The sequence below is a fragment of the Candidatus Accumulibacter sp. ACC003 genome (assembly GCF_907163085.1).
Classification (GTDB): domain Bacteria; phylum Pseudomonadota; class Gammaproteobacteria; order Burkholderiales; family Rhodocyclaceae; genus Accumulibacter.
In genome coordinates, this window is sequence record NZ_CAJQTX010000011.1 from 297,731 (window position 1) to 324,670 (window position 26,940).

At 68.0% G+C, this 26,940-nt stretch carries 1 protein-coding gene; it reads right to left on the bottom strand.

Annotation, left to right across the window (positions count from 1 at the left end; genetic code table 11):
• Window positions 1–618 precede the first annotated feature (618 nt).
• Entirely contained in the window at window positions 619–26,769 is a 26,151-nt protein-coding gene (locus tag QZ656_RS23210) for a CARDB domain-containing protein (protein ID WP_291995608.1), read from the bottom strand.
• Between the last annotated feature and the right edge of the window lie 171 nt (window positions 26,770–26,940).

Consider the following 26,940-nt stretch of genomic DNA (forward strand, 5'->3'; position numbering starts at 1 on the left):
CTGTCTGGGTAAAAAACGCCCCGGGAGGGGGGCCGAGAGCACCAGGCGCAACTGAGGCGGCGCCGCGGGGTCGGGGCGACACGGGGAAGCCAGCGGGGGCGCCTGCGACGACGGGCAGAGGCAGGGGGGCGATGCGCCGCGCCCTTGGACGTGGCGGACGGCGAACTCCGAGAAGCACGACTGAACCGGACCGCGGCGCCGTCGCTGGCTGTCAGCGTCAAGCGCCATAGCCCGGCTTCGGTACGGGTCGTTGCCGTCCTTGCGCGATATCATACTCCTTCATCAGATCGGACACTCAACTCGGCACGTTAAGAAGGCACTATACATACAGTCTGGCGCGATTTCGTCCGTCGGCCGGGCGAAACAGTCATGCCTGCGGCGGGTGGCGGATTTTATACCGTCGGGCACTCACCAAAAAAATCAAGATACAAACCCCAAAGTGAGGATGGTGCGGGGTCTGGGGCTTGAGAGGTGGGTTCTCGTCGGAAGATAACTGTCTCGACGGCTATTGTCGATCAAAGCGCGTGATACGATTAGAAAATTGAGGAGGGCAGACGTGTGCTCCGGTGAGGAGTGCGGTGTGGGGTCTGTTGTCAGGGGGTAGCGTATTACCTAGATCTAAATTCTCTTCTTCGAGGCAGGCGTGACCCGGTGGTGTCGGCGTCCGCGGGTATCCGCTAGCGGCTGACCGTTGCCACAAGCGACCGGGATCCTTACAGATGCCAAGCAAGCGGAGGTGCTGCGGGGCGGACGAGATGAGGCCACGGCAGGGCTGCGTGACGGATTGCCAGGGCGGCTGCGCGGGAGTAAGGGCGAGCCAGTCGTTAAGCCCTGGTGGTGTGGGTCGGGCGTTTGTGTTCTGTTTCTTTCTAATTGTACGCTGGGGGGTTGGCTAGGGTGTCTGGTATGTGACATGCGGTGCGCGCGGCCGACGCCCGCCGGCCCTACATCGCGTGCCCGTACGGCCGGGGCAGCAACTCCGCCCAGCGCACCGGCTCTCCAGGTCAAGGGATCCTGATCGAGGTCCCTGGCGACGAGTGCGACCGACAGCGGTTCGCCGACCAGCGCGACGACCTGGCGCGGCGCGGTGATCTGCGGCGCTTCACTGACGCTGCGCACGCCGACGATGAACGATCGGGCGGTGCCGAGCACCTGCGTGGCGTCGCCGTCGCCGTCGTCGCTGGCGCTGACGGTGATCGTGTAGTCGCCGCGATCGCCGGCGCCCGGCGCGAAGTGGATGCGGCCGTCGACCCGGCCGGCCAGCGAGTCTGAGTCAGTGGTCTGCGTCCAGGTCGCGAAACGCGGCAGGCCGCTGATCGTGACCGCCAGCGGATTGCCATCGTCGTCGCTGACGCTGAAGGGAATTTCGACGATCTCGCCGGCATCGACCAAAGCCTTGCCGAGGGAGGCAATCTGCGGCGCGCGGTTGGCGTTGCTGACGACGATGCTCAGCGGCAGCTGGCTGGTCGCCGGCGTTGCGCTGCCGTCGCCGTCGTCGCTGGCGGTAAGCTCGAGGCGATAGCTACCGGCCTGCGTGTAGCCCGGCGTCCACAGGATTTCCAGCGTTTCGGCGTCGAAGCTGGCGCCCGCCGGCAGGCCGTCGAGCTGGTAGTCGAGAGTCGGCGCACGGCCTTCGGCGCCGATCGCCTCGGCATCGGCGCGCGGCCGGATGCTTGCGGCGAACTCGGGGTGGTCGGGGTCGAAGGCGAAGACGTTGATGCGCAGCGGCTGGCCTTCGAGTACATGCCAGGTCTCGGCGGTGTGGAAGAACGGCGCGCCGTTGGCGTTGGCCACCTCGAGGACGATGTCGCGGCTGAGCGATGTGCGCTTCGTTTCACCGCCGAGCGTCGTCCACTTGGCAACGACGATGACCGGCACACGGTAGCTGCCGTGCTGGTCAAAAGCGGGTGTCCAGGCGAACCAGCCGGTCTCCGCATCGAGCGTCGCGCCGCCGGGCAGCCAGCGCGCACCGTATTCGATGCTGAGCGTCGTGCCGTCGGGCTGCATGCTACCGGCGGCGCTCCCCGCTACGCCGGCGACGAGTTGCAGCGACCAGGAATCGCCTTCGCGCAGCTGCTGCACAGCCAGCGCGGCGAGTGTCGGCGGCGCGTAGCCCTGGTCGACGGTGATCGTGAACGACTCGCTGGCAGTGTGCGTGCCGTCGCTGGCGATGACCGTGATGCCGTCCCAGATGCCGGCCTGATCGAAGCCTGGCGTCCAGCTCAGGACGCCGCTGGCGGCGTCGAAGCTGGCGCCGGGCGGCAGCTTGCGGATGCTCAGCGTCAGCGCGTCGCCGTCGGCGTCGGCGGCGAGCAAGGGTAGCGATAGCGTTTCACCTTCGGCGAGCGTGTGGTCGGCAATCGGGTCGATGACCGGCGCGTGCTGGCCGCCGATCACCAGCAAGCGGAAGCGGCGCAGCGCGGCGCCGCCGCGGCTGTCCTGAACGCGCACGACGACGCGGCTGTCGGCGTCGGCGCTGGCGGTCGGCGTCCAGGCCAGCGTCGCCTGCGCGTGCTGGCCGTCTTCGGCCGATTCGATCGTCGCCGCTGGCGTCAGCGTCACTCCGACGGGGGCTTCGACGAGTTGCCACCAGAAGCGTTCACCGTCGCTGTCGACGGCTTCGACGGTGGCGGTCCATACCTCGCCGACGGTCGCCAGCGGCAGCTCGGCATCGTCGAAGGGTTTGTCGAACGCATCGACAAACGCGTCGCCAAACACCTCGGCAATGCGCAGGATCGGCGGCGCGTTTTCCTGCGGCAAGGCGTAGACGCCGTGGCCGACGTTGCCTTTCACCAGCTCGGCGAGGCCGGCGCGCCGTGCCAGTTCGCTGCCAGGCGTCAGCCGCACGGTCTGGCCGGCGATCGTCGCGCCACCGGCCAGCTTGCCGCCGAGCGCCTGCAGTGCGGCGCTGAGGTCGATGGTCCACAGCTCGGCTTGCGCGGCGTCGCCGCGTTGCGCGTCGGCGATCAGATCGGCGAAGTACTGGCCGGGGTCGAGCAGCAGGAGCAACGGGCCGCGGATTTCGTCGCTGCCGACGTTGGTGACGCTGACGTCGTAGGTGATCTCACCGGTGGCGCGGTTGGCACGCGTGTTGGTGAACTCGAGCTGCAGCTCGCTGCTCATGTCGAGCAGCGCCGTAAAGCGGCTCGAGTAGCTCGCCGGCAGAGGTATTTCGCTGCTGCTCTGCAGAGTGTTGGCAATCGTCAGCTGGTACTCGCCGGCGGCGAGACCGTCGACGGCCAGCCAGGCGGTGTAGGTCGCCGCATCCCAGCGGATGGCCTGCGGGGCGAGCTGTGCGCCGGCGTTGTCGCCGAGCGCGGTCAGTGTGAAGTTGACCGGGTTGAGAACACTGTGCGCGTCGAGCGCGTCGTGCCGCTCGCCAGCGGCGGCGCTGGCCTGTGCGCCAAGCCACATCGGCTGGTCGAAAACGACGCCAATCTGGTTGATCGGCAGCGCCAGCAGCGCGCCATCGGCGATGGTGACGGCTTTGACCTGCGGCGCACGGTAGCGCGCGATCTCGTCGATGCGCGTTGTCTGGGCGACCAGGATGCGGCCGTCGGCGGTGGCGACGACGCTCTCGCCACGCGTGCCGCCTTCGGCCAGCTGCAGCGTTTGGCGGCTGGCGAGTTCGATCATCCACAGCGGTGACTGCTGCGGCGTCGCTTCTATGTCGCTGGTGCGCGCGCGCTGGCGGAGCGTGCTCGAGGCGAACAGCAGGCCGGCGAGCGGCGTCGCGTTGGCACCAAAGGCAATGCTGTCGATTTCGCCGGCGAGCTTGAATTCGAGCTCGGCGCGGCCGGCGTAACGGCCTTCGAGCGCGAAGCTGATGATCTCGCTGCTGGCGTGCAGTTGTGCGCCGACGATTTCGCTGCCGGTCCACTTGACGCCCCACAGGCGGCCGTCGGGGGCGAACGCCAGGTCACCGACGCGCTGATTACTGAAGTGTCGCCAGGCGCGGCTGGCAAGCTCGGCCGTCGGGTCGAAGACGTCGATTCCCTGGCCCGACGAAACGTAGATTTCGCCGTTACCCGGGTCGATCGCCAGTGCGTGCGTCAGCGGCTCGCCGCCGGGGCCCTGATGAGCTGCGATGATTGTGCCGCTGGCGGCGTCCACCTGCAGCAGTTCGGCGCCGCTGAGAACCCACAGCTGCCCCAGACGATCAAGCGCCATGTCGGTGATCGGCGCAGCAAGGGTGAACAGCGGTGTGGCGCTGGCGAATCCGTTACCGACGCCGCTACCGCCTTGGCCGCCGACTTGGCCACCATCGTGGCCAACGTGAAAGACCTGCTTGCGCTCGCTGCCGGCGCTGAACATGAAGCTGTGGTCAGGCATCTCGAGCAGCGCTTGCGCGCCGATGTCGGCGTCGCTGGCGGCGTAGCCGGCGGCGAAACCGCGCAGCGAGAAGGGCGCAAGTACCGAGCGGAAATCGCTGGCCTGCACGCTGGCGACCAGCCCCGGCAGCTGTCGCGACGCGTCGGCGAACAGTGCGTTGGCCGGATAAACGCGGTCGGCGGGTGCCTGCGGCGTTTCCGTAGTCGGCAGCAGGGACTGATTGACGCCGAGGGTGTCGAGAATTTCCTGGCGTGCGCCGTCGTCGGGCAGCACGGCCCTGGCCAGCGAAGCGGCCTCGCGATTGCCGGCGCGATCGATGGCGACGGCGAGGAACTCGTAGTGCTTGTTGCTGCCAGCATCGCCGACGAAAATCGCCTGCGCCACCGTCGGGTCGACCTGGCGCTGCCAGATGCGGAAGTCGCCGCCGTCTTCGGCGACGTAGAGCGTCACCGATTTGACGCCGCTGCCGACGCCGCCAAGGCTGTCGCGATCGTCGGCTTGCCAGCGCAGGTCGAAAGTCGGCGCGCCGTCGGTGTTGTCGCCGAGCGCGGTGACCGCCAGCGTCGTTCGCGGTGCGCTGGCGTCGAGCCTGACGAGCGTGCTGTCGCTGTCGATCGGCGGCGCCTGGTCAAGGATCAAGCGCGCGCTGGCCGCAATGTCGACGCCCGAGAGCGCGTCGTCGGCGGCGATGACGGTGTAGCTGACGAAGCCACGCCGCAACTCGGCGCTGGCCTGGCCGGCGCTGCCGGTGAGCAGGCCGCGCGTCGCGTCGCGCAGCAGCTCGCCGGTCTGTGGGTCGATCGCTTGCAGCAGCCAGGTGGCGATCCGCGTCGACACGTCGACGCCGGCGCTGACGCGCAGGACGAAGCCCTTGCTGGCGGTGAAATCGAAATCGCCCTGGAAGCTGCCGCGAGCCGCCGGCAGATGGACTTTGATGTCGCCGATCTGCAGGTCGCCGAGGCGGAACGAGCGCGCGTCGAGGCCGGCGTCGAGCTGGCCGAGCAGCCGCAGCTGTCCCACCGGCGTCTCGCCGGGGTTGCTGAAGTTGATCGTGTAGGGCAGTGGCGTCGCCGCTGGAACGGTCGCCTGGCCGTCTTCGCCGAGCGCCGCTTGCGGGCCCTGGACGCTGAGCAGCGCGGCGCTGCCGGTCGCCGCCGTTGTTGACTCGCTGGCCGCCTGCTGCAGATAGCGCGTCAGGTCCAGCGCCTGGCCGGGAAGAGGTTTGAAGTCGGCGTCGAGGACGCCGATGTGGCGCAGGTATTCGAGTTCGCTGATGCCGCCAGCAAAGACGTTGAAGTTGATGAAGTGCGTCGCCTGCGTCGCGTGCTGGTCGTAATCGGCCGGGTTGGCGAGCACCGGCACCGGGATTTCGACGTAGCCGGCGAGCGCCTGCCTGATTTCGAGATAGTCGATCGGCGCGGTCGTCGCCAGTGGGTCGCCGGCGCGCGCAGCGCTATCGCCGTACCACTTCTGGACGGTGGCGAAGAAACCGAGCAGGTCGCCCTGGCTGCGATAAGTCTCGCCGCCATGCGCGAGCAGGATGCCGCTGGCCAGCGTGCTGCTCAGGCTGATCATTTTGGCGTTGGCGCGGATCGGTGGCGCTTCGTCGAGCGGCCGCAGATAGCCGGCCGATTCGAGCGCCGCCAGCCAGCCGGCGAGCCACTGCCCGAGGTCGGCGGCGAGCGCCGCCAGGCTCGCCGGCGCCGTCGTGTCGGCGAGGATGGCGGTGCGCAACCGGGCGGCGTGCGCGATCTGTTCGGCGATGAATTCGTCGCGCGTCAGCGGCGTCGCCGCGCCGGCCAGGTTGAAGCGGAAAGGCATCGCCAGAGCTTCGATGTCGAGCAGATGTTCTTGCGGCACGCGCGACATGAACTTCTTCGCCAGTCCGTTGGCGATCCGGTCGAGATCCTCGGGGCCGCCGTCGAGCAGCCCCAGTTCCTGCCATTCGGGGTGCAGCGCGTAGAGCTTGCCGCGCAAGCCGTCGAAATCCCAGGCCTGCCATTCGGCCAGTCCCGGGTAGGTCTGGACCGTGAAGCTCATGCCGACGTAGCCGCCAGCCGCCAGGTCGAGCGCGTAGCCCGGCAACAGCGTCACGCCGGCGGTGTTCAGTGCCGCGTCGAGGCTCGCCCAGGGGACGTCGGCGCGGGCCGTGCCGCTGGTCGGCGTTGGGCCGTAGGTCTGCGTGTTGCCGGCGCTGTCGAGCGTCGCGCCGTCGGGCTGGCCGGCGACGTTGCCGCCGACGACCAGATACGGTAGCGCGAGTCCGTTGAGCAGCTCAGCGCTGTAACCGAGTTCGGGGACGCCGAGGTCGAAACGCACGTAGGGCGTGTCGACGTTGCTCAGACTCTGCAGCGAGACGCTGTACAGGCCATTCTCGCCAGGGATCAGGCTGCGCGGGCCGCCGATGCCGATCGTCACGTCGGCCTCGACGCCGCGCTCGACGAGAAAACGCTGCGCTTCGGTGACGCGCTGGCCGTCGGGATTGATCACGCTCAGGTCGTAGAGACCGAGTGGCAAGTTGCGCAGGTCGAAGACCGCGCGGATGCGCGTCGCGTCGAGCACTTGCCAGCGTTCGGGTTCGGCTTCGGCGACGCCGGGCTTGCTCAGCTTGACCAGCGCGCCGGGCTTGAAGTGTGCGCCGTCGATGTCGATGCTCAGCCAACGGTGTTGATCGTCACCGCGACCGCCCTGGTCGGGGCTGATACGCGTGATCGACAGGGGCAGCAGGTCGGCGCGCAGCGTCACCGGCGAATGGGTCGCGCCTTGGCGCGAGCGAACGAGAAGGTAGTAGTCGCCGGCCTGCGTGTTCGGCAACCACACTTCCTGGTCGGCCGACAGCGGCCGGTCGTAGGCGGCGTCGAAAGCGTAGCCGCTGGCGACGTCGCCGTAGCGCAGATAGAGTTCATTGGCGGCGTTACTGCCGTTGCTGCCATCATCGCCAGCGCCGTCGTGCGTCAGGCTGACGCGCAGCGTCTCGCCAGCGGCGACGGCGATCTTGTAGAGCCGCTCTTGCCCCGGGCTGAGGGTAGTGTGCAGCGGCGCACCGATGGCCATGGTCGGGACGCTGACCTGCAGCGTCGCGCCCGAGGCGCTGCGGTTGTTGGCCTCGCCAGGGGCGACGATGAGGCCGTTGCTGGTGTAGGTGATGGTGCCTTCGAAGACTTCGTTGTACAGGTCGGGCCGGACGATGACCCGCCAGCTGCCCTCGTGCAGCGGCGGCAGCGAAGCGTTCAAGTGGCCGTCGTAGCTGGCGTTGGCGCCGAGGCCGCCGACGCCAGCGAGGTGATCGACCTTGCCGAGCAGGACGTCGCCGAGGTCCCACTGGTTGTCAGCGGAGAGATAGAGCGCGTCGGTCCAGCGGCCCTGCGCCGGGTTGCTCGAGACATTGCTGATCGTGTAGTCGATGCGGATGGCGTCGCCGACGCTGGCGCTGGCGGGCAGCAAGACCTGGCTGACGACCAGGTCGGCGGGCGGCGGAATCTCGATCAGCAGCGGTTGCGGCGCGGCGCTGGCGTTGTTCTGCTCGCGGCCGAATTCACGCACCTGGCCGTATTCGCCGCTGCCCCAGGCGTACGCCGGGTCGCTGACGACGAAGACGTAGTACGCGCCGGCGAGCTGTGCTGGCGCGCTGACGCTGAGGCTGGCGTCGTAGCTGCCGCCGGCGAGCAGGCCGCCACGATGTTCGACGTAGCCCAGATAGATGTCCTGCTTGAGGTCCAGGAAGCGGTCGCGCGACAGGTAGAGCAGGTCTTGCCAGCGACCCTGATCACCGGGCGTGTCGCCGCCGGCGTTGACCACGCGGTAGCTGACGGTGAACGGCTGCCCGGCAAGCGCCGAGTCGGGGGCGATCACCTCGGCGACCTGCAGGTCGGGCGGCGTCGCCAGGCTGATCGCCAGCGGCGCCGCGGCGAGATTGTTGCCTTCGTCGGCGAATTCGAGAACCGAGCCGGCGAGGTCGCCATAGCGCGCCAGCGTCGGCAGGCCGTCACGGATGCCGCTGCGTTCATTGGTCGCCGGATTGGCGAAGACGACGGTGTCGGTCTTGACCAGAATATGGAAGTCGCCGCTGATCGATTCGGGCAGCGTGATGGTCGCCGACGCGCTATACGACTCGCCTGGCTTGAGCGATTGCCGCTGGCCGTCTTGCTGAATCTGGATGGCATGCGTCTTCAGCAGGTAATCGCCGTAGTCGAGCGACGCGTCGCGCGAGAGGTAGATGCCGTCGGTCCACTGGCTGTTGCGCGTTTCCCGGCTGCCACGATTGCTGACGCGCCAGCTGACCGTCAGCGACTGTCCGGACCACGCCGCGGCTTCGGAAATGACGACTTCGTCGATCTGCAGATCGGGCTCACGGTAGCTGACGCTGAGCGCTGCGCGGCTGATGTTGTTGTCGTTGCGGGCGCCTTCGAAGACGCTTCCCGGCTGGCCGTTGCTGCCGGCGTACCAGGCGGTGGCACCGTTCTGGTCGCCGCCCGGCCACAGTTCCTGGCGAGCGCGGCGCATTTGCGGGTCGCCGCTGTCGCGTTCGGCGTCGGTGATCACGTAGACGTAATACGGACCGTCGGCGCCAACCGGTAAGCGCAGCCTGGTCGAAGTCGTGTAGCTGGCGTTGGCGGCGAGACCGCCGACGTTGGCGTGCGTGACGCTGCCGAGCGCGATCGCGCGTTCGGCGATGAAGGCCGCGTCGCGGCTGAGGTAGATGCTGTCGACCCAACTGCGCGTACCGGCCCAGACGGCGGCGCCGAAATTTTTGACGGTCCAGCTGAGAGTCGTTTCCTCGCCCGAGAAATTATTGGCCTCGGTGCTGATTGCGGTGACCTGCAGGTCGGCGGCGGACGCGCTCACCAGCGACGCGCTGCTGCGCGCGTTGTTGCTTTCGTTGCTTTCGCTGACGCGTGCCTGCGCGTCGCTGCGGACGATCAGGTAATTGCCGCTGACCGACGGCGCGAGTTGCAGCGTCTGGCTGACCGAGTAGCGCTCGCCGAAACCGAGCGTTCGGGTCTGGCCGAAGTCGGCGATGTGCCAGAGCGTGTGGGCGCTGTTCCAGTCGGCGCTGTCGGCGAGATAGACCGAATCGGTCCAGCTGCCGGTGAAGGCGTCGCCGCGGTTCTCAACGCTGTAGCTGAAGCTGTAGCCGCCGCCGTCGCCAGCATCGGCGCTCGCCTGCGGGACGAGCTCGCTGACCAGCAGGTCGGGCGGCGTGACGCCGAGGACGCTGATCGGCCGCGCCCGGTAGTTGTTGTTGTCGACCTGGTTCGGGTCGTCAGGATTGACCTGCGTCGCCAGCGTGTCTTCGAGGATGAGGTCGTAGGTGTCGCTCCAGACGGTGACGAAGTACTCGCCCGAACGCAGCGTGTCGGGGAGGACGACGCGGGCGTCGCCGAGGTAGCTGTCGCCGACGGCGAGGTGGCCGACGTGGGTGAAGGAGCCGAGAACGATATCGCCCTTGTAGGCGCCGGGTCGCCGCCGGTCGCGCGCCAGCCAGATGGTATCGGTCCAGCTGTTGAGCGCTGCCGACTCGCCGCGCGTCGTCTGGCTGCCGTTGTTGGCGACGCGATAGCGGACGTCGATGCGGGCGCCGTGCACGCCCTGGTCGGGGGCGACGACGTCGCTGACGACGAGGTCGGCAAAGGGCAGCGGGTCTACGGTGAAACGCGTCGCGCGCGCGTTGTTCGCTTCGTTCGGATACTCGTCGACGCGCTGCTGGCCGTCGGCGACGACGATCAGGTAGGCGTCGCCGCGCATGCGCAGCGGGATGTCGAAGGGCGCGCTCTCGCCGGCGTAGCTTTCGCCGGGCGCCAGCGCGCTGGCGTTGGCGATCTCGCCGAGCAGGCGGTCGTCGGCGCTGAGCGTGGCGTCCAGCGACAGGTAGACCTGGTCGGTCCAGCGGCCGCTGGCGATGGCCGCGCCGAGGTTGCTGATGGTGTAGCGGATGGCGGTGGCGGTGCCGGCGCCGACGTGCTCGGCGACGGTGGCGCTGGTGACGCGCAGGTCGGGGCGATCGTTGAGGGCGATGGCGGTCGTCGTCGCGGCGAGCAGCGTGTTGTTGGTCCGCGCCGCGCCGTGCTCGTAGATCTGCTCGCCGCCGTTGCCGAGCATGGCGTTGCTGATCACCTTGAGCCGGTAGAGGCCTTCGATTTTCGGCGGCAGACGCAACTGCTCGGTGCGCGTGTAGCGCGTGCCGGCGGCCAGGCTGCGATCGTTGCTGAAGCTACCGAGGGCGATGGCGCTGGCGTTGCCGCTGGCGGCTTGCAGCCAGACGCTGTCGACCCACACGCCGACGGCGTCGGCGTCGCCCTGGTTGACGACAGTCCACGAGACGTCGATCAGCGCGCCTTCTTGGGCGCTGGCCGGCGCGGCTATGGCCTCGACCAGCAGGTCGGGCGAGCGCGAGAGCGCTACCGGCAGCGCCAGCGAGTGGCCACTGTTGTTGGTGGTATAGACGAACTCGAAGGGGCCACCGGTGCGCACGTTGAGATAGTGCGTGCCGCTGATTCCCGCCGGCAGTGTCACCTCGATGCGGCGAGCGTAGCGGTCGCCGACGGCCAGCTGGCCGAGGTGACGCGCCGCGGCGAACTGCGCGACGACGCCGCTGCCGTCGGCGTTGCGGCTCAGCCAGACTTCGTCCGACCACTCGCTGGTGTTGGTGCTGCCGATCCCCTGATTGACGACTTCCCAGCTCAGCGTCAAGGGCCGACCACTCGCCGGCTCGCCGTCGACGGTCAGCGCCGCGACCTGCAGGTCGGCGTAGGCGACGGGCATGACGTCGACGCTGTGCGGCAGGCGCGCGACGTTGTTGAGCTCCGAGTGGTTCTCGAAAACTTCGCCGCGCGCGTCGCTGACGACGAACAGCTGCCAGCGCTCGCTGCTGCGCGCGGCGAGAACGATCTGCTCGGCGCGGCTGTACGACTCGCCGGCCGCCAGCGCGCCGTCGTGCCGGTACTCGCCGACGATGCGGTCGTCGGCGTTGCCGATGACGTCGTCGCGCGAGAGCACGACGCGATCGACCCAGCTGGAGAACTGGCCAGCGCCGTTGCCCTGGTTGCTGACGGTCCAGGCGACGGCCAGCGTCGCCGGGTCGGCGATCAGCAGCGACGGCGCGCTGAGCTCGCTGACCGCCAGGTCGGCGTAGGGCGCGAGGGCTATCGCCAGCGGCGCGAGCGCGCGATTGTTGCTGCGCTGGCGGTCATCGAGCGCGTTGCCGCCGTCGCTGACGACGATCAGTTGGTAGTCGCCGGCGTAGTCGAGCGGGATCGCCACCTCGGCGCTGGCGGCGTAGCTGGCGCCGGTCGGCAGCGGACCCATGTGCGCGACCTCGGCGAACTTTTGCGAGACGCCGGCACGCGCCAGGAATACCTGGTCGGTCCAGCTGCCGAGCGCGACGCCGCCGTCGTTGCGCACCTGCCATTCGATCTGCAGCGTCGTTCCCGACAAGCTGCTCGCCGCCGCATTGAGCGTCGCCAGCGTCAGGTCGATGCGCGCGACGCTCAGCGCGTCGGCAGCGTACGCCTGGTTGTTGTCTTCGCCCTTGCGCTCGTAGAGCTTGTCGTCGGCATCGGCCTTGACCAGCCAGCGCCATTGGCCCTCGGGCAGCGACGCCGGCAGATTGAAGCTGGCGCTACGGCTGACGCTGCTGCCGGCGGCGAGCGGCGCGGTGTTGAAGACGCTGGCGACTTCGCGGCGCACGCCTGCGTCGTCCTCGAGATAGATGCGGTCGTACCAGGCGCCGGCGGTCGGCGCCGCACCGCTATTGTGCAGCGTGTAGCTGACGCTGGTCGCATCGCCCGGGCGCAGCGCGCTGGCTCCGAGAACGTCGCTGACGCGCAGGTCGGGAGTTGGCGTCAATTCGATGTGCAGCGGCGCCGCGCTGGCGCCGCTGTTGTTGGTCGTCAGCGCGCCCTCGTTGACGCGGCGATTGCTGTTGGTCTCGACGAGGACGTAGTAGTCGCCGGCGATGTCGCGCGGCAGCGTCAGCGTCGCTTCGCGGTCGTACGCCTGGCCGGGCGCCAGCGCGCCGGCGTGCGCCAGCGAGCCGGCGAGGAGCAGATCGTCGGCGCTCACGGTGGCGTCCGACGAGAGCACGACACGGTCGTTCCACTGCGCCTGCATGGTCGTCGCGTTGCCGACGTCGCGCACCTCCCAGCTGATCGATACCTCGTCGCCGCTGCGCGCGCTGGCGGGTGCGTTGACGGCGGTCACCGCCAGATCGACGATCGGCGCCAATAGCTCGACCGGCAAGGCGCTGCTGAAATTGTCGCTGCCGGGGTCGGGCTCGGCTTCGGCGCCGCTGTCGGTGCGCACGCCGAGCGTGTAAGGCCCGGCGCCACGCAGCGGCATCTTGACCGACAGCTCTTGCGTGTAGCTTTCGTTGACGGCCAGGCCGCCGAGGTGGCGGAAGCTACCGATCACGACGTCGTCGGAATTGCCGAGAACCGCGTCCTTGCTGAACAGCAGCTGATCGCTCCAGGCGCCGCTGGCGTCTACCGCGCCGCGGTTGGCGACGCGCCAGCTGATCGTCGTCCACTCGCCGCCGACGGCGGTCGGCGACGTGTTCGCGGCCTCGACGCGCAGGTCGGGATACGCCTTGCTCGCCGAGTCGACTTCGACGCTGGCGCTGTTGTTGCTCTCGGCGTCGTTGTCGGCGTTGGTCTCGAAAACGGTGCCGACGCCAGCGCGGTTCTGGTCGGTGCTGACGCGAATCTCGATCCGGCCGCTACCCTTGTTGCCCTCGGGCAGCGTCAGGCTGAAGCGGCGCTGGCGTTGCTCGCCGGGCTGCAAGGCGCCGCCCGGGACGTCGCCAATGGCCAGCAGCGGGTCGAACGCCAGGTCGCTATCGAGCAGGATCTGGTCGGTATCGACGTTGCGGACGCGGATCCGCTCGATGAACAGCGCGTCGGTGGCACTGCCGCCGTCGTTCAGGGTCTCCCAGAAAATGTTCAACGCGCCGCCAGCGTGCAAGTCCGCCAAATCAGACGCTTCGGCGTGCAGGTTTCGCACGCGCAGGTCGGGACCGGTGACGCGCAAGACTTCGGCGCTGTTGTTGTTTTCGGCGGTGCCCGCCGGGTTGGCTTCGGCGACCTGCGCGTCGGCGTCGACGACGAGCCGCAGTGCGAAGCGGCCGGCGGCGTCAAGTCCCCGCGGCCAGAAAAACTCTGCACTGCCGGCACGGCTGGCGCCAGCAGCGAGCGGTGCGCTGCGGCTGAGCTCGACGCTGGCGACGAGCTTGCCGGTGTCGAGTTGCTGCAGTTCGAGGCGTTCGCGCCACGCGTCTTCGAGCGGCCGGGTACCGGCGTTGCGCGTTAGCCAGCTGGCGGTAACGCGCTGGCCGGGCTGCAAGGGACCGTCGGGAGTCAGCGTCAGCGCGTCGATCTGCAGGTCGACGTAGGGCGCCAGCGAAACGCTCAATGGCGCGGCCAGGCTATTGTTGCCGCGGCTGCGGTCGGCGAGGACGGCGTCGGCGTCGGTGACGACGAGCAGTTCGTAGGCGCCGACGAAGTCGAGCGGAATCAGCACGTCGGCGCTCGCACCATAGCTTGCGCCAGCGGCCAGCGGACCGCTGCGCGAGACCTCGGCCAACTGCCGCTCGACGCCATCGCGGATCACAAAGACGCGGTCCAGCCAGCTGTGCGCTTCCACGACGCCGCCATTGCGCACGCTCCATTCGACGTGCAGCGTCGAGCCCGATTCGACGCTGTTGGCAAAGTCGAGGCTGCTGACGCCGAGGTCGCTGCGGCCAACAACGACTGGCGCCGCGGATGCAGCATGGTTGTTGGCGGCTGTCGACTCGGCAATGGCGTCGTCGGCGTCGACGATCACCAACCAGCTGAACTGCCCTTCGGCGACGCCGACGGGCAGGGTAAATGCGACGTGCCGCGCTACCGTCGAGGCGACCGCCAGCGGCTCTGAAGCGACTACGCTCGCGACTTCGAGCAATCCGCCAGCGCCCCGGTCGAGGTAGATCCGCTCACGCCAGGGCGTGACGACGTTCAGCGTCCCGACATTGCGCGTGCTGTAGCTGACGACGCCGGCTTCGCCGGGTTGCAGCGCCGTTGGCCCGACGACGTCGCCGACGGCCAGATCGGCGATCGGCGCCTGGTCGATGTGCAGGCGCGTCGCGCTGGCCGCGCTGTTGTTGGCGCTGCGACCGTTCTCGGCCAGCCGGCCATCGGCGTCGGCCTTGACGATCACGAAGTAGTCGCCGCTGAGCAGCGCCGGCAACGTCACTTGGCTGGTCGCCAGATAGCTCGCGCCGAGAGCCAGGACACCGGCATGCGCGACGGCGCTGGCGACGACGATGTCCTGGGAATCGAGGATCTCATCGGCCGAGAGAACGAGGCGATCGGTCCACAGCGCCAGGTCGGTGGCGGCTTCGCCGTCGTTGCCGACCCGCCAGCTGACGGCGATGGTCGCGCCGCCGAGCGCGCTGGCTGGACTCGTCAGCTCGGTGACGCGCAGGTCGGCAGCGGCTCGGCGCAAGTCGAAGGCCGTCGTCGCGTCATTGTCGCCACGGCTATCGGGTTCGCGAACCGCCTGGTCGGCGTCGGCACGCACACCAAGGTAATAGCGGCCGGCTGCCAGCAGCGGCAGCGTTACGGTGGCGCTATGCGTGTAGCTGTCGCCGACGGCGAGGCCGCCGCTGTGGCGGAAGCGGCCAACGATCTGGTCGTCGGCGTTACCGATGACGGCGTCGCTGCTGATGACGATCTGGTCGTCCCAATCGGCGTCGCTGTCGGCCTGTCCGTCGTTGGCGACCAGCCAGTCGACGGTCAGCTCGTCGCCGGCGAAGGCGGCTGCCGGGACGGCGCCTGAGGCGACGCGCAGGTCGGCGTAGGCGGCGCTCGCCGACCAGGCTTCGATGCTGGCGCTGTTGTTGCTCTCGGCGTCGCCGTCGGCGTTGCTCTCGAAGAACGTTCCAAAACCGCTGCCGTCCTGGTCGGTGCTGACGCTGATCGCGATACGGCCAGTGCCGCGAACGCCGTCGGGCAGGCGAAAGCTGAAGCGGCGCTGGCCTTGCTCGCCGGGCTGAATTGCGCCATTGAGCTGGGTATCAAACTGGCCGTCGAGCTCGGCATCGACGCTGGCCAGTGGATCATAGCGGACGCTGGTGTCGAGTAGCGTCAGTGCGAGGTCGAGATTCCTGACGACAATTCGGTCGTCGAAAGCGCCTGGCGTTGCGCTATCACCACTATTCCAGTCATCCCAGCGGATGCTCAGTAGCGCACCGGCGGCGACGTCGCCGCTGTCGAGGGCGAGATTCCTGACCTGCAGGTCAGGGCCGACGAGGCGAATCAGTTCGGCGGAGTGGCGCCCCGCCAGTCCTTCATCGCTGCCGCCTGGTTGTTGGTCGGCCGTGACGCGCAGCGAGAAGCGCCCGCTCGCTTCGACTCCGCTCGGCCAGCTGACGAGCGCGCTGCGCGTGCGTTGGCCATCTGCCGCCAGCGGACCATCGCCGGGCAGGTCGTGAAAGGCGACGCTGGCGACCAGCGTCCGCGTCGACAAGTTGCGCAGTTCCAGCCGCTCGGTCCAGCCGGGAGCGGCGTCGAGCTTGCCGCGATTGACGGTTTCCCAGGTAATTCTGACGTCGGCGCCGGCCTCGAAAGTGCTCGTCGGGTCGAAGCCGAGAGCCTCGATTTGCAGCTCGCTGGATGGCGCAGGCAGCGTCTCGATAGCGATCGAGCGCGCGTTGTTACGCTCGTTGGCGCCGTCGACGTCGCTCTCGCGGATGGTGTTGTCGGCGTCGGTGATGACGATGACACGCCAGCGGCCGGCGGCACCGGCGTCGGCTGGCAGGGCGAGGAAATGACTGCGGCTGCGCGACTCGCCGGCGGCGATGTCGCCATTGGCCGGGTCGCTGGCGTCGTACGCGACGGCGACGTCGGCGACGACGCGGCCGCTATCGAGATTGCGGACGATGATCCGGTCGTGCCAGTTGCCGGCCGTTGGCTGCTGGCCATGATTGTCGAGCTGCCAGTCGATGCGCAGCGTTTGGCCGGTGTGCACGACACCGTCGGGCGTCACCGTCAGCGCGCTGACGACGAGGTCGGCTGCCGACTTGCTCGGGAAAGCGTCGAAAACGACCGGCGGCGTTGGTGGCACTTTGATTAACTCGAAGGAAAGCGCCGCCGGATCGGCGTTGGCGGCGCCGAGACCGTCGAGGACCAGCGTATAAGTGCCGCTGAGCAGCAGCGGCGGCGTCTCCTGATCGCTGCCCTGGAAATTGTGCCGGTAGACCGCCTGGCTGGTCTGCGCAAGATAGTGGTCGAAGGCGACGCTCGCCGAACCAATCGCGATTGGCTCGAACACGCTGCGTCCGAGCGGGTCGAGCAGCCGCCATTGCGGCACGGCGCGGGCCAGCGCGGCGGTCGACGTCTCGCTGCTGCTCAGCGTGTTGATGAAATAGCGCTCGTCGGCGAGCGCCTCGAAGCGGAAAAGCTGCATGCTGTTGGCCGGCGTCAGGCGGGTACTGACGCTACTTCCGGCGCTCAGAGGCGCCGCTGCTGCCAGGTCGCGAACGTTGAACGCGCTGGTCTCGGTCTGGTTGCCGACGTTGTCGATCAGCAGCGTGTAGTCGCCGGCTTGCAGGCGACCTGCGAAATCGCCGCTGACCGCGGTTTGCCGCATCGCCTGCGAAAAGACCTTGACGCCGCCCGCTGCCAGCAGCGTCCAGCGCAGATTGGCACTGCTCGCCAGGCTATCGAAAGCCAGCAGATCGGCGTGAGCGAGGTGCAGCGCGTAGCTGGCCTGGCGACCTGCCGCCAAGGTCTCGCTGACCTCGGTGTTGCGCGGCAACTGCGGCGTGCTACCGTTGGCTGCGACGTTCACCACGAAGCTGTAAGCGCCGCTATTCTGCGCGGCACCGCCGTCGATCAGTAGCAGCTGGTCGCCGGCGGCGAGCGCCAGCGGCGCGCTGTCGCTACGCACCTGACCGTCGGCCAGCGCGACGCCGTAAGGCGAGAGCAGCGTCCAGCGCAGACCACTCGCCGCCGTCGGGTTGCCGTCGAAAGTGAAGGTCGCGCCGTCGCTCGCGCTGAAGCGATACGCCTTGACGCTGCTGCCACTGTCGAGAATGCCGTTGACGGCGCTGGCTGGTGTCAGATTCGTCGGCGCGCTCAGATCGGTCAGCGCAAAGCGCAGCGACCGCGGACTCTGATTGCCCCAGGTGTCGTGCAGTTCTAGCGTGTAGCTGCCCGAAGCCGGCAAGTGGATCAGCTGGCGACCGTCACCGAGGTGGTCGGTGGCGTGCACGCGCCAGCCGCCGGCGTCGCGTACTTCGACGTCGGCATCAAAGTACGCGCTCAGCGGCGTCAGCCACAGCGTCCGTGGCGTCGCTGTCGCCAGGTGGTACTCGAGGCGGCCATGCGCATCGAGCGTGCCGTCGACGACGCCGTCCAGGGGCAAGGTCGGCGCCGCAGTCAGCCCGGTCGACACGCGGAAGTTGTAGCTCGTCATTGCCGTGCCGCCGACAGCGTCGGCCGGGTCGTCGCGGAGCAGGGTGTAGACGCCGCTGCGCGGCAGCGCGGCAATGTTCGTCGACGTGTTTGTTGGTGCGTCGCCGCGCGCGACTTCGCGGCCGAATTCGTCGAGTAGCCACCAGAGATCGCCGTCGTCGGCGAGTTGTTCGAGCGTCAATTCGTCGCCGGCGTCGGCGGTGAAAGCGAAGATCGCGGCCTGACCGCCGCTACGCTCCCCCGTCGTCGCGCTTGCCATCGGCAGTGGCTGCGCTTGCGCCAGATCGAGCAGCCGGAAAGCGAAGTCGTCGGCTTGCTCGACGCGATAGGCCGCCTCGAGCTCGAGCAGATAGCTGCCGGCTGGCAGTTCGACGATCGCCAGATGGTCGTCAGGCGTCTCGGGGTGCGCTAGCGTGCCGTGCTCAATCGACTGCTCGGCACGCGTGATCGCCCAGGCGAGCTTGCCGCTGTTGGCAAGACTGCCGGGGTCGATCAGGACGCGCGTCGCCGCCGCCAGGTTGAAGAGGTACGACGCGTGCCTGCTGCCGGCAAAGGCCGAGCCGTCGACGTGTTCACCGACGCTGATCGCCTGGGGCGTCTGCATGGTGAAAGTGATCGTCGATGGCTCGACGTCGTCCTCTGTTGGCACGCTGTCGAGCACCAGAAAATGGCTGCCGGTCGTCGTCGGTGCCGACACACCGCTGCGAGTGCTCAGCGCTCCGGAGTCGACCGGGCTGTAGTCGCGATCGAAGAGTTGCCAATCACCCTCGATTTCGCCGAGATCCAATGCCTGGTAGTCGAGGCGGCTGCCGGCGGTGACGTCCAGGCGGTAGACGACGGCTTCGCCCGGTCGCAGGCTTGCCGTCACTTCGGCGTTCAACAGCAGCCTTGGCGCGGCGGCGAAGTCCAGCAAGCGCAGCGCGTACGGCGTGTCGCTGTCGGGCGCGCCGTCCGGGCGGACCTCTACACGGTACTCGCCGGCGGCGAGTTCGAAGGGGTGGCTGCTAATCGATTGTGCCGGTTGCGCGACTATCGAGTTGATCAGTTGGTGCCCCTGGAAGAAGAAAATCTCTGCCGGCCAATCGAGTTGTAGCAGGTCCAGGTAGAGGCGCTTTCGTTCGGTCAGGCTCAGCTGGTAGCTGTCGCCGGAGCTGTTCGCCGCCAGTACGCCGTCGATGCGGGCGCCGACGGCGATCGGCTTGAGCGTCGGCTCGACGGACACCGTCGAATCGCCAAAGTAGTCATCGCTACGCACGAAGTACCAGCGACCACTTTGCGACGGGGCAAAGTGCGCGGCCTGCTCGCCGCCAAGCTCCCGCGCAAACGAAAAGTCGGGACGATAAATCGACCACCGGCTGTCGTTGGTGGCTTGCAGCAGATAGTTGTCGCCGACGTCCAGGTCGACCTGGTACACCGCCGCGCCAGAGTCGCCAAAGCTGGCGCCGGCAGTGACCGGCGTGGCGGTGCTGCTGTCGTCTACCCGAACAACCAGATCGCCGCCCAGCCCATAGTGTACGGAGACTTCGAGCGTGTACTCGCCGGCTGCCAGCAAGCGCGTATCTACCGTGTTGGTGTAGTCGTTCCAGTAGCCGTGGGCGCCGGTCAGCAAGCCGGCGCTGTCGCGCAGCTGCCAATGCGCCCACCAAGGTTCGGCGTCGGTGATGGTGCGACCGCTGATTAGCACCAGACTGGCCTCGGTGATCGTCAGCCGATAGGCCTTGCTGATCGCGAACAGCGTGTCGTTGACGTCGACGGCAAGGGGCAGTGGTGTGCTGGGGATTGGCGGCGCGCTGTTTCCCGCCAGCAGCGTCGCCGCAATCGAATAGTCCAGCGCTTCGTTACGCGACAGATCGCCGAAGACGAGCACGGTGTAGGTGCCTGACTCGCTCAGTGTCTGATGCAGGGGGCCGTGGCCGACCAAGCCGCCGCCGACAGCGCTACCGAAAGGGTCGAACAGGTACAAGCCCGCGTAGTACAGCGCGGACGCCTGGCCGCCGCCTGCCGGCCCGACCTCGATGGAGAGGCTGTCGCCGGCACGCGCCGGCAAGCGATAGACGTGCGTCATGCGGCCGCCGGGCAGCAAGCGGCCATCGAGCGGCGCGCCGGGCGTCAGGGACGGGTGGTCGGCCGTGGCGGCGTTGAGCATGCGGAAACTGAAGTCGACCGACGAATCGACGTCGTCTGGAGCGGCTGAAGAGTAAAGCCGCAGGTCATAATTGCCCGGCGCCAGCTCGACCAGGGCGACCGATCTGTTTCCCAGGTAAGAATTCGCCAGCCGCTGGCCGCTGCTGTCGAGCAGGTCGTAATCAACGCCCCAAAGCTCCGAGAGCGCCTCGAACGCCAGCTGGCTGTGTTCGCGGATGGCCAAGGTGAAGTGGCTTTCGTAGCCTGCGGACGCGCTTAGGCTGACGGCGATCGTTTCGTCCAGGTACAGCGTTGGCGCCGTTTGCTTTTCTGTGCCGGCTAGTGTGACGCGCAAGCCCAGCGCTCGCTCCGCGTCAGGCGCGAGTGGGCGCTTGAGTTCGAGCGTGTAGGGACCATCGCCGAGACTGAGCGAGCTTGACGCTTTGGCGCTGTTTCCCTCCTGGACCAGCCATTGCTCGGCGTCAAACAACAGCCAGCTGATTTCTTCGCTGCCGTCGTTGTCGATAGCGAGGCGCATCACGGTGTCGGCGAGCAGCGCGTCGAGGCGGAAGACCTTGACTTGTTCGCCAGGCGCAAAAGTAAGCACGTTCTCGCCGGCAGCGAGCTCGGGTGCATGATCAAGGTCGAGTAGCGCAAAACCGAAAGTGGCGTCGCTGTCAGACGCGACCTCGAAGATATAGCTGCCGCTGTCGAAAAAGTCGATGTAGGGATATGCGGCTTCGCGGTCGCTGTCGCTGTCGTCATCGAGCGCGTCGTCAAGGCTGACCCAGTCGTCGCCGTTGGCGGCGTCGCCGAGCGGGCGGATTCGCCACTTGACGCCAGCGTCCGAGCCTTGGTCATGGACCTGGAGATAGCCGGCAAAGGGAAGCTCCAGCGCGTAGCGGCGGATCGGATCGGCCTCGCTCAAGCGACCCGACACGAGATCGCCGGGGCGTATGCTCGTCGGCGACCAGGCGAAGTCGAAGGCCATGTTGTCGCTCGGCTCGGCTTGACCGGCAAGCATCAGAAGGTAGCGACCGACAGCCAGTTCGCTCAACTCGAAGATGCCGTTCACAGCGCCGCCATTGTTGCCCGCCGTGTTCGCCAGCTGTCGGCCGGAAGCGTCGAACAGCGCCCAGTGCACGGGCGACTCGGGTGCGGTCGCCAGCTCTAGTCGATAGCCGCCAGCGTGGTCGACCGTATAACTGTAGAGCAGCGCGTCGCGACCGTTCGCCAGCTCGCGATGCTGGACGCTCGAAGGAGTCGTGGTCGCCGAATCGCCAGCGAGCAATTGCAGCGTGAAAGCGGCGTTGTCGTCGGTCGCTTCGATCGTCAGCTCGTAGTCGCCGGCGGCGACCAGCCAATCGTCGGCCTCCGCGTCTTCGGACGGCTGCGCGTCTGCCCACCAGCGCGCGGCAGCGACGGCTTCGACGTTGGCGCCGGCCGGCAGCAGACGCCAGCGAACCGCGCTCGAGCCGGCGTCGTGCACCCAGGCGCGCGCCGGCAGCGACTGGCTGAAAGGCACGGTGATCTGGTAGCTGCGACGCTCGCCGCCGTGCGCCAGCGTGCCGCTCAGCGTTTGCCCCGGCAGTGCCCGCAGGGCTGCGGCCGGCCAGGCGGCCAGCGAATAGTGTAGCGGCTCCTTGGCTGTGGTCTGGCCGTCGATGACCAGCAGAAACTCGCTGCCAGCGCTGCCCGAGCTGCCGGCGAAAACGGCCAGGGGCGCGTTCGACTCACTCGTCGGCAGCTGATAACGGCCGAGAAAGCTGCCGTTCGAATCGTAGACGGCAAGCTCGCCTTGCTCACCGTTGTTGGCGACGGCGCTGATGTTCAGAGGTCTGCCGTTGCCGTCTGCCAACACCCGGAAGACGCGCGCCGCGCTGCGCTGCTGCAGCGCGCCCTGGATTCCCTGTTGCAGCGGCAGCGCTTCGGCGCTCGCGAAGTCGAGCAGACGGAAGGCGTAGGCGCCGAGGCTTTCGTCGCTGTCGGCCTGCACGGCCAGCGTATAGGCGCCGGCGTCAAGGTTCAGGAGCGCGTTGGCGTCAGCACAGCCGTCGGCGACCCAGCGGCCGTCGGCGGCGCGCAGCGTCCAGCGCGCAGTGGCCGCGGTGAGCGCGTCGAAGAGCAGGCGAGTGGGGCCGTGCAGCGCGAACTGCCATTGATCGGGTACGCCGCTGAAACGGGTGCTGCCGTGCGCTTCGCTGCCAAGCGTCAAGCTCGAGACCAGCGGCGTCACCAGCGTCGCCGAGTAGTCGAGCGTCAACGTGGCGTCGCCGTCGCCGCTGCCGACGACCATCAGCAGTTGGCGGCCGTCGCTTTGCAGTGTCATCGCGACCGGCGAGTCGGCGGCGAGGAGCGCGCTGCTAACGAGGCGAAGATCGTCGGCGGCAATTATCTGCAGCCATGCCGCGCTGCCGTCGAGATGGCCCGCGGTGAAGACCAGACGGTCGCCGGCTTTGCCGTCGATGTCGAAGACGTGGATGCTGTTGCCGGGGTCGAGGACTAGCGACTGCGCCGAATCCAGCGGCAAGGCTTCGGCGTGGCTGGCGTCGAGCAGGCGGAAACGGAAGTCGCCGGTCGCTGCGAAGTCGGGCGTGACGCGCAAGCGATAGTTGCCGGCGGCGTCGAGTCGGATCGGTTCGACGATTGCCAGGCCGCCGAGGCCGTGCTGCGCGCCGAGCAACCCGGTCGGCCCGAACAGCTGCCAGCTCAAGTCGTCGTTTTCGGACAGCGCGTCGAAGACGACGGTCGTTGGCGTGTCGATCGCGAAGCGGTACTCGCGAACTTCGCCGGGACGATCGATGCGGCCGCCGACGTCGGCGCTGGTCAGCGTGTCGCTGGCCAGCGTCAGCGTCTGCGGGCGAAGCAGCAGGCGCCGCACGACGAATTCGTAGTCGTCGCTTGTCGTATCGAGCGTGCGGCCGTCGACGACGAAGGTATAGCGGCCGGCTTGCAGCGCAAACGCCTCGCTGCCTTGCGACATGGCGCCGCTGGCCAGCGTTCTGCCGAAGGAATCGAGAATTCGCCAGTCGCCATCGCGTGTCGGCACGGCGGTGGGAACGAACAGCAATTCACTGTCTTCGTCGAGGGTCAGCGCCAGCGCTTGCGCCCGGCTTGCCGGGCTGAGCGTCAGCGCGACGAAGGTCTCGAAGGCGAGCGCCGGCAGCGTCGCGACGTCGAGCACGCGAAAAGCGAAGGCGCCGCTGGCCAGCGTCTCGCTGGCGACGCTGAAGTCGTAGTTGCCTACCGGCAGCGCCAGCACCCGCGACAGCTTGTCGGCGAAGCTCGCCGACGCCTGCCGACCGCCGGGGCCGTCGAGGGTCCACGCAAATGCACTGGCGCTGCCACCGATGGCGCCGCTGTCGATCAGCAAGGACGTCGGCGCCGTCAGCGTGAAGCCGTAGTGGACGCTCTCGCCGGCTTTTTCGACCTCGCCGACGACATCGTCGCCCAGCGTCAGTGGCAGCGTTCGCGCGCTCGACAGCGCGAAAGTGAAGGCGATCGGGCGAGGATCGCTGTCGGGCGGGTAGACGCTGAAATCGGGGAAGACCGCCAGCAGGTACTCGCCGCTGGCCGGCAGCGTGATCGTTGTCAGGCCGCCATCAGGCGACGAAAGCCAGTGGCCGGCGGCGTCCCACAACTGCCACGAGACGCGCTGGTTGTCGCCGTCGGTGAGGTTGCGTTTGGCGATCGTGGCAATCTCGCCAGCGTTGGCGTGGAAGCGGTAGAGACGCGTTTCGCCGGTCGGGATCGTTTCCTGGACGGTCGTGCCGGGCAGCAGGTCGATAAACGTGGCCGTTGCATCCGGGGCCTGGGCGTTGACGACGCGGAAGCGGTACTCGGCGCCTTGCACACTCGCGGTTTCCAGCGTCAGCAGGTACTGTCCCGCCGGCAAGCTGAAGATCTTGCCGTTGTCACGCAGGAAGCTGCCCTCGACGCTGATTGCCGGTGGACCGCTGAGTTTCCAGTGCGACTCGGGGCCGCTCAAAGCATCGAAAACGATGGTGCTGCTCTGGTCGAGCGTGAAGCGATACTCGGCAACGCTGCCCGGGCCGGCCGCGCGGGCGGTGAGCGGCCGGTTGAAGGCGAGGGCGCTGCTGATCCGCGCCGGCTCACTGAGCAGGAAGCTGACGTTCGAACTGCCGTTGGCGCCGTAGAGACCGTCGTTGAGCAAGGTGTAGCGACCGCTGCTCGGGATCTCGAAGCGCTTCGTCAGGACCTGCCCGGCAGCCACCGAAGCCACGCCAAGCTGCTGTCCAAAGCGATCGAGCAGGCGCCAGACGCCGCCCGACGAATCGCTGGCCTGCAGGTTGAGCGTGCTGCCAGCGCTGGCGGTCAGGCGATAGCCGATGCTCGAAGCGGCCGGCGAACGTGTCGTCGTGAGCCGCTGCCCGAGCGTGATTTCCGGGAAGCTTGTGGCGTCGAGCAGGCGGAAAGCGTAGGCGCCGTTGCCGGAGATCTTGCTCGTCGGTGGTGCGCCGCTGACCGTCAGGGCGTAGTCGCCGGCTGGCAGGCTGAGCAGCGGGTTCTCGGCGGCGGCGTCGCTTTTGTACAGCGTTCGCTGCACGACTTCGCTGCCGCGTGCTCCGCGCAGCGACCACACCGTGCTGCTGGCGCCGCCCTGTGTGTCGAATACCAGCTGGCTATCGGCAGGCAAGGTAAAGCGATACGTCCGGCTGGCGTCGGCGCTGGCCAGCAGGCCGGCGACCAGCGAGCCGATGGCGAGTGCTTCGCCGGCGGGCAGGTCGGCGGGTGTCACGTGGCCAACGGCGTCGACTTGCACGTCGTAGTCGATCGGCGCCGCCGCGTCGGCGCGTCCTTCGAGCAGCAGCGTGTAGGGACCACTGCTGTCCAGCTGCTTGACCTGCGACGTATCGCCCGGCGCCGGCAGGGCCGTGGCGCCGCCGCCGGCAAGCTCGCGGCCGAATCGATCGAGCAGTCGCCAGGTGACGTCGCTGCTGGCGAGGCCCTTGTTCTGCAGGGCGACCTTGTCGCCGGAAGCGGCGCTGAAGCGGTAGGCGTGCGTGCTGTTGCCCGGGGCGAGGCGGCCGCTGCGCGCGGTGGCCAGCGACAGTTCCGGTGCTGCGGCCAGGTCGAGGACGCGGAAGGCGTAGTCGCCGGTGGCGCCTGCGCTTCCCTGCACGCTCAGTTGATAGTCGCCAGCCGGCAGCGTCAAAGCGCTGAAGCCAGCGGCGCCGTCGCTTTGGTCGAAGCGCCGCTGCTTGACTTCGGCGCCGCGTGGCCCGGCCAGCGACCAGACGAGGTCGGCACGACTGCTTTGCGAGTCAAAAGCCAGTTGCGCGTCGCTGGCCAGCGTGAAGCTGTAGATCGTCGTTTGCCCGGCCATCGCGACGCGCTCGGCGACCACCTCGCCGACGCTTAGGGTGCGCTCCAGATCGGCAACGGCGTTGAGTGAAAACTGATAGGCGATCGCGGCGTCGGCGGCATTGCTGTCGGCGCCGTCGAGCAACAGCCAGTACTCGCCAGTCGTCGTCACCGTCATCGGCGCCGGCGGCGATTTGCCGCCGACATCGAGGGTGCCAAGGGCGACGCGGACGCCGTAGGGGTCGAACAGTCGCCAGCTGAGCGATCCGCCAGCGATCGGCGGCGCGTCGAAGAACAGCTTGTCGCCGGCGGCGAGAGCGACCGTGTACAGCCTGGACCCGCGCGCCGAATCGAGTTGGCCGCTGTTGACGGTATTGATGGTCAGCGCCGTCGCCGAGTCGGCGGTGAGCAGGCGGAAAGGGAAGCTACCGGTGCTTGCGGCATCGCTATCGACCGCGAGCGTGTAGTGGCCGGGCGGCAAAAGCAAGCGGTCGGAGCCATTGAAGAGCTCGCTGCTGCTCGCCAGACGGCGGTAGACGTGTTGCCCGCCCGGACCACGCAGCGACCAGTAGAAGGGCGCGCCGCTCAAGCCGTCGAAAAACACCGGCGTCGCCGCGGCGACGTCGAAAGTGAAATTCGCGACCTGGCCAGGCTGCTCGATAAGCGCGCTCGCGGCTTCGCCGAGCAGCAAGGGCGAGCTGCTGTCGGTGATCGGCTGCAGGGTGAACTGGTAGCCGAGCGGCGCGGCGTTGCCGACCGCGCCTTCGAGCAGCAGCAGGTACTCGCCGCTGCGCTGGACGCTGAAGCGTGCGCGATCGCTTGCGGCGTCGGAAGTGCTGCCTTCCTGGCGGCCGAAAGAGTCGATCAGGCGCCAGCGGAGCGCCGCCGTGGCGCTTTCGGCGTTGAACCAGAAGGCGTCGCCGGCGCTCGCCCGGAAGCGGTACAGCACGCTGTCGTTGCCGTGCTCGAGGACGCCGCCGACCGTGTCGCCCGGGACGATTGCGGCGGCTGTCGCGGTATCGATGACGCGCAGCGCGTAGTCGCCGAGCGCGTCGTTCTTGCCGTCGACGCGAAGCCGGTAGCTACCCGGCGCGAGTTCGCGGACTGGCGAAGCGCTGTCAGAGTAGTCGGTGGCGTTGAAGGCGCGCGTGAGCTCGAGACCCGCGGGACCGTCGAGTCGCCAGTTGAGGTCGCTGCGATTGCTCAGACTGTCGAAGACGACGCGGCTGGGTTGGTCGACGGTGAACTGGTAGTCCTTCTGTTCACCGGCTACGTCAAGGCGGCCGGCGATGTTCAGAATCGCGGCGCCGGCATCGCCGTCGAGCAGGACTCGTGGCTCGAGTGCTTCGAAATGTAGCCGCGCCTGCGGCACGGCACGTCGGGTGCGCGCTGCCTGGCGCTGGCTCAAGCTCTCGGCGGGGCGGCTGAACGCCGAGCGCAAGGCCAGCAAAAGCGGTTGCAAAGGCGCTTGCGGGCTTGCTTGCCGCGGTGGCTTGCGGCTGTGATCGGGATGATCCTGATGAGCGGCAGACTTGCGCATGGCCATTCTCCCTTGCATCGTGATGCTCAATGCCAACGGACAAAACCAGGGTTGCTGCGCGGCCAGCGGGGGCCGCAGGATTTGCTGCGAGTGTCTGAGCAAGGCGTTGGCCACGGTGTTTGGCTACGGCGCTTGGCCACGGCGTTTGGCTACGGCGCTTGGCTACGGCGT

Excerpts from the sequence above, each read along its gene's own strand:
- QZ656_RS23210 (WP_291995608.1), bottom strand. The coding sequence starts at position 26,769 with ATGCGCAAGTCTGCCGCTCATCAGGATCATCCCGATCACAGCCGCAAG.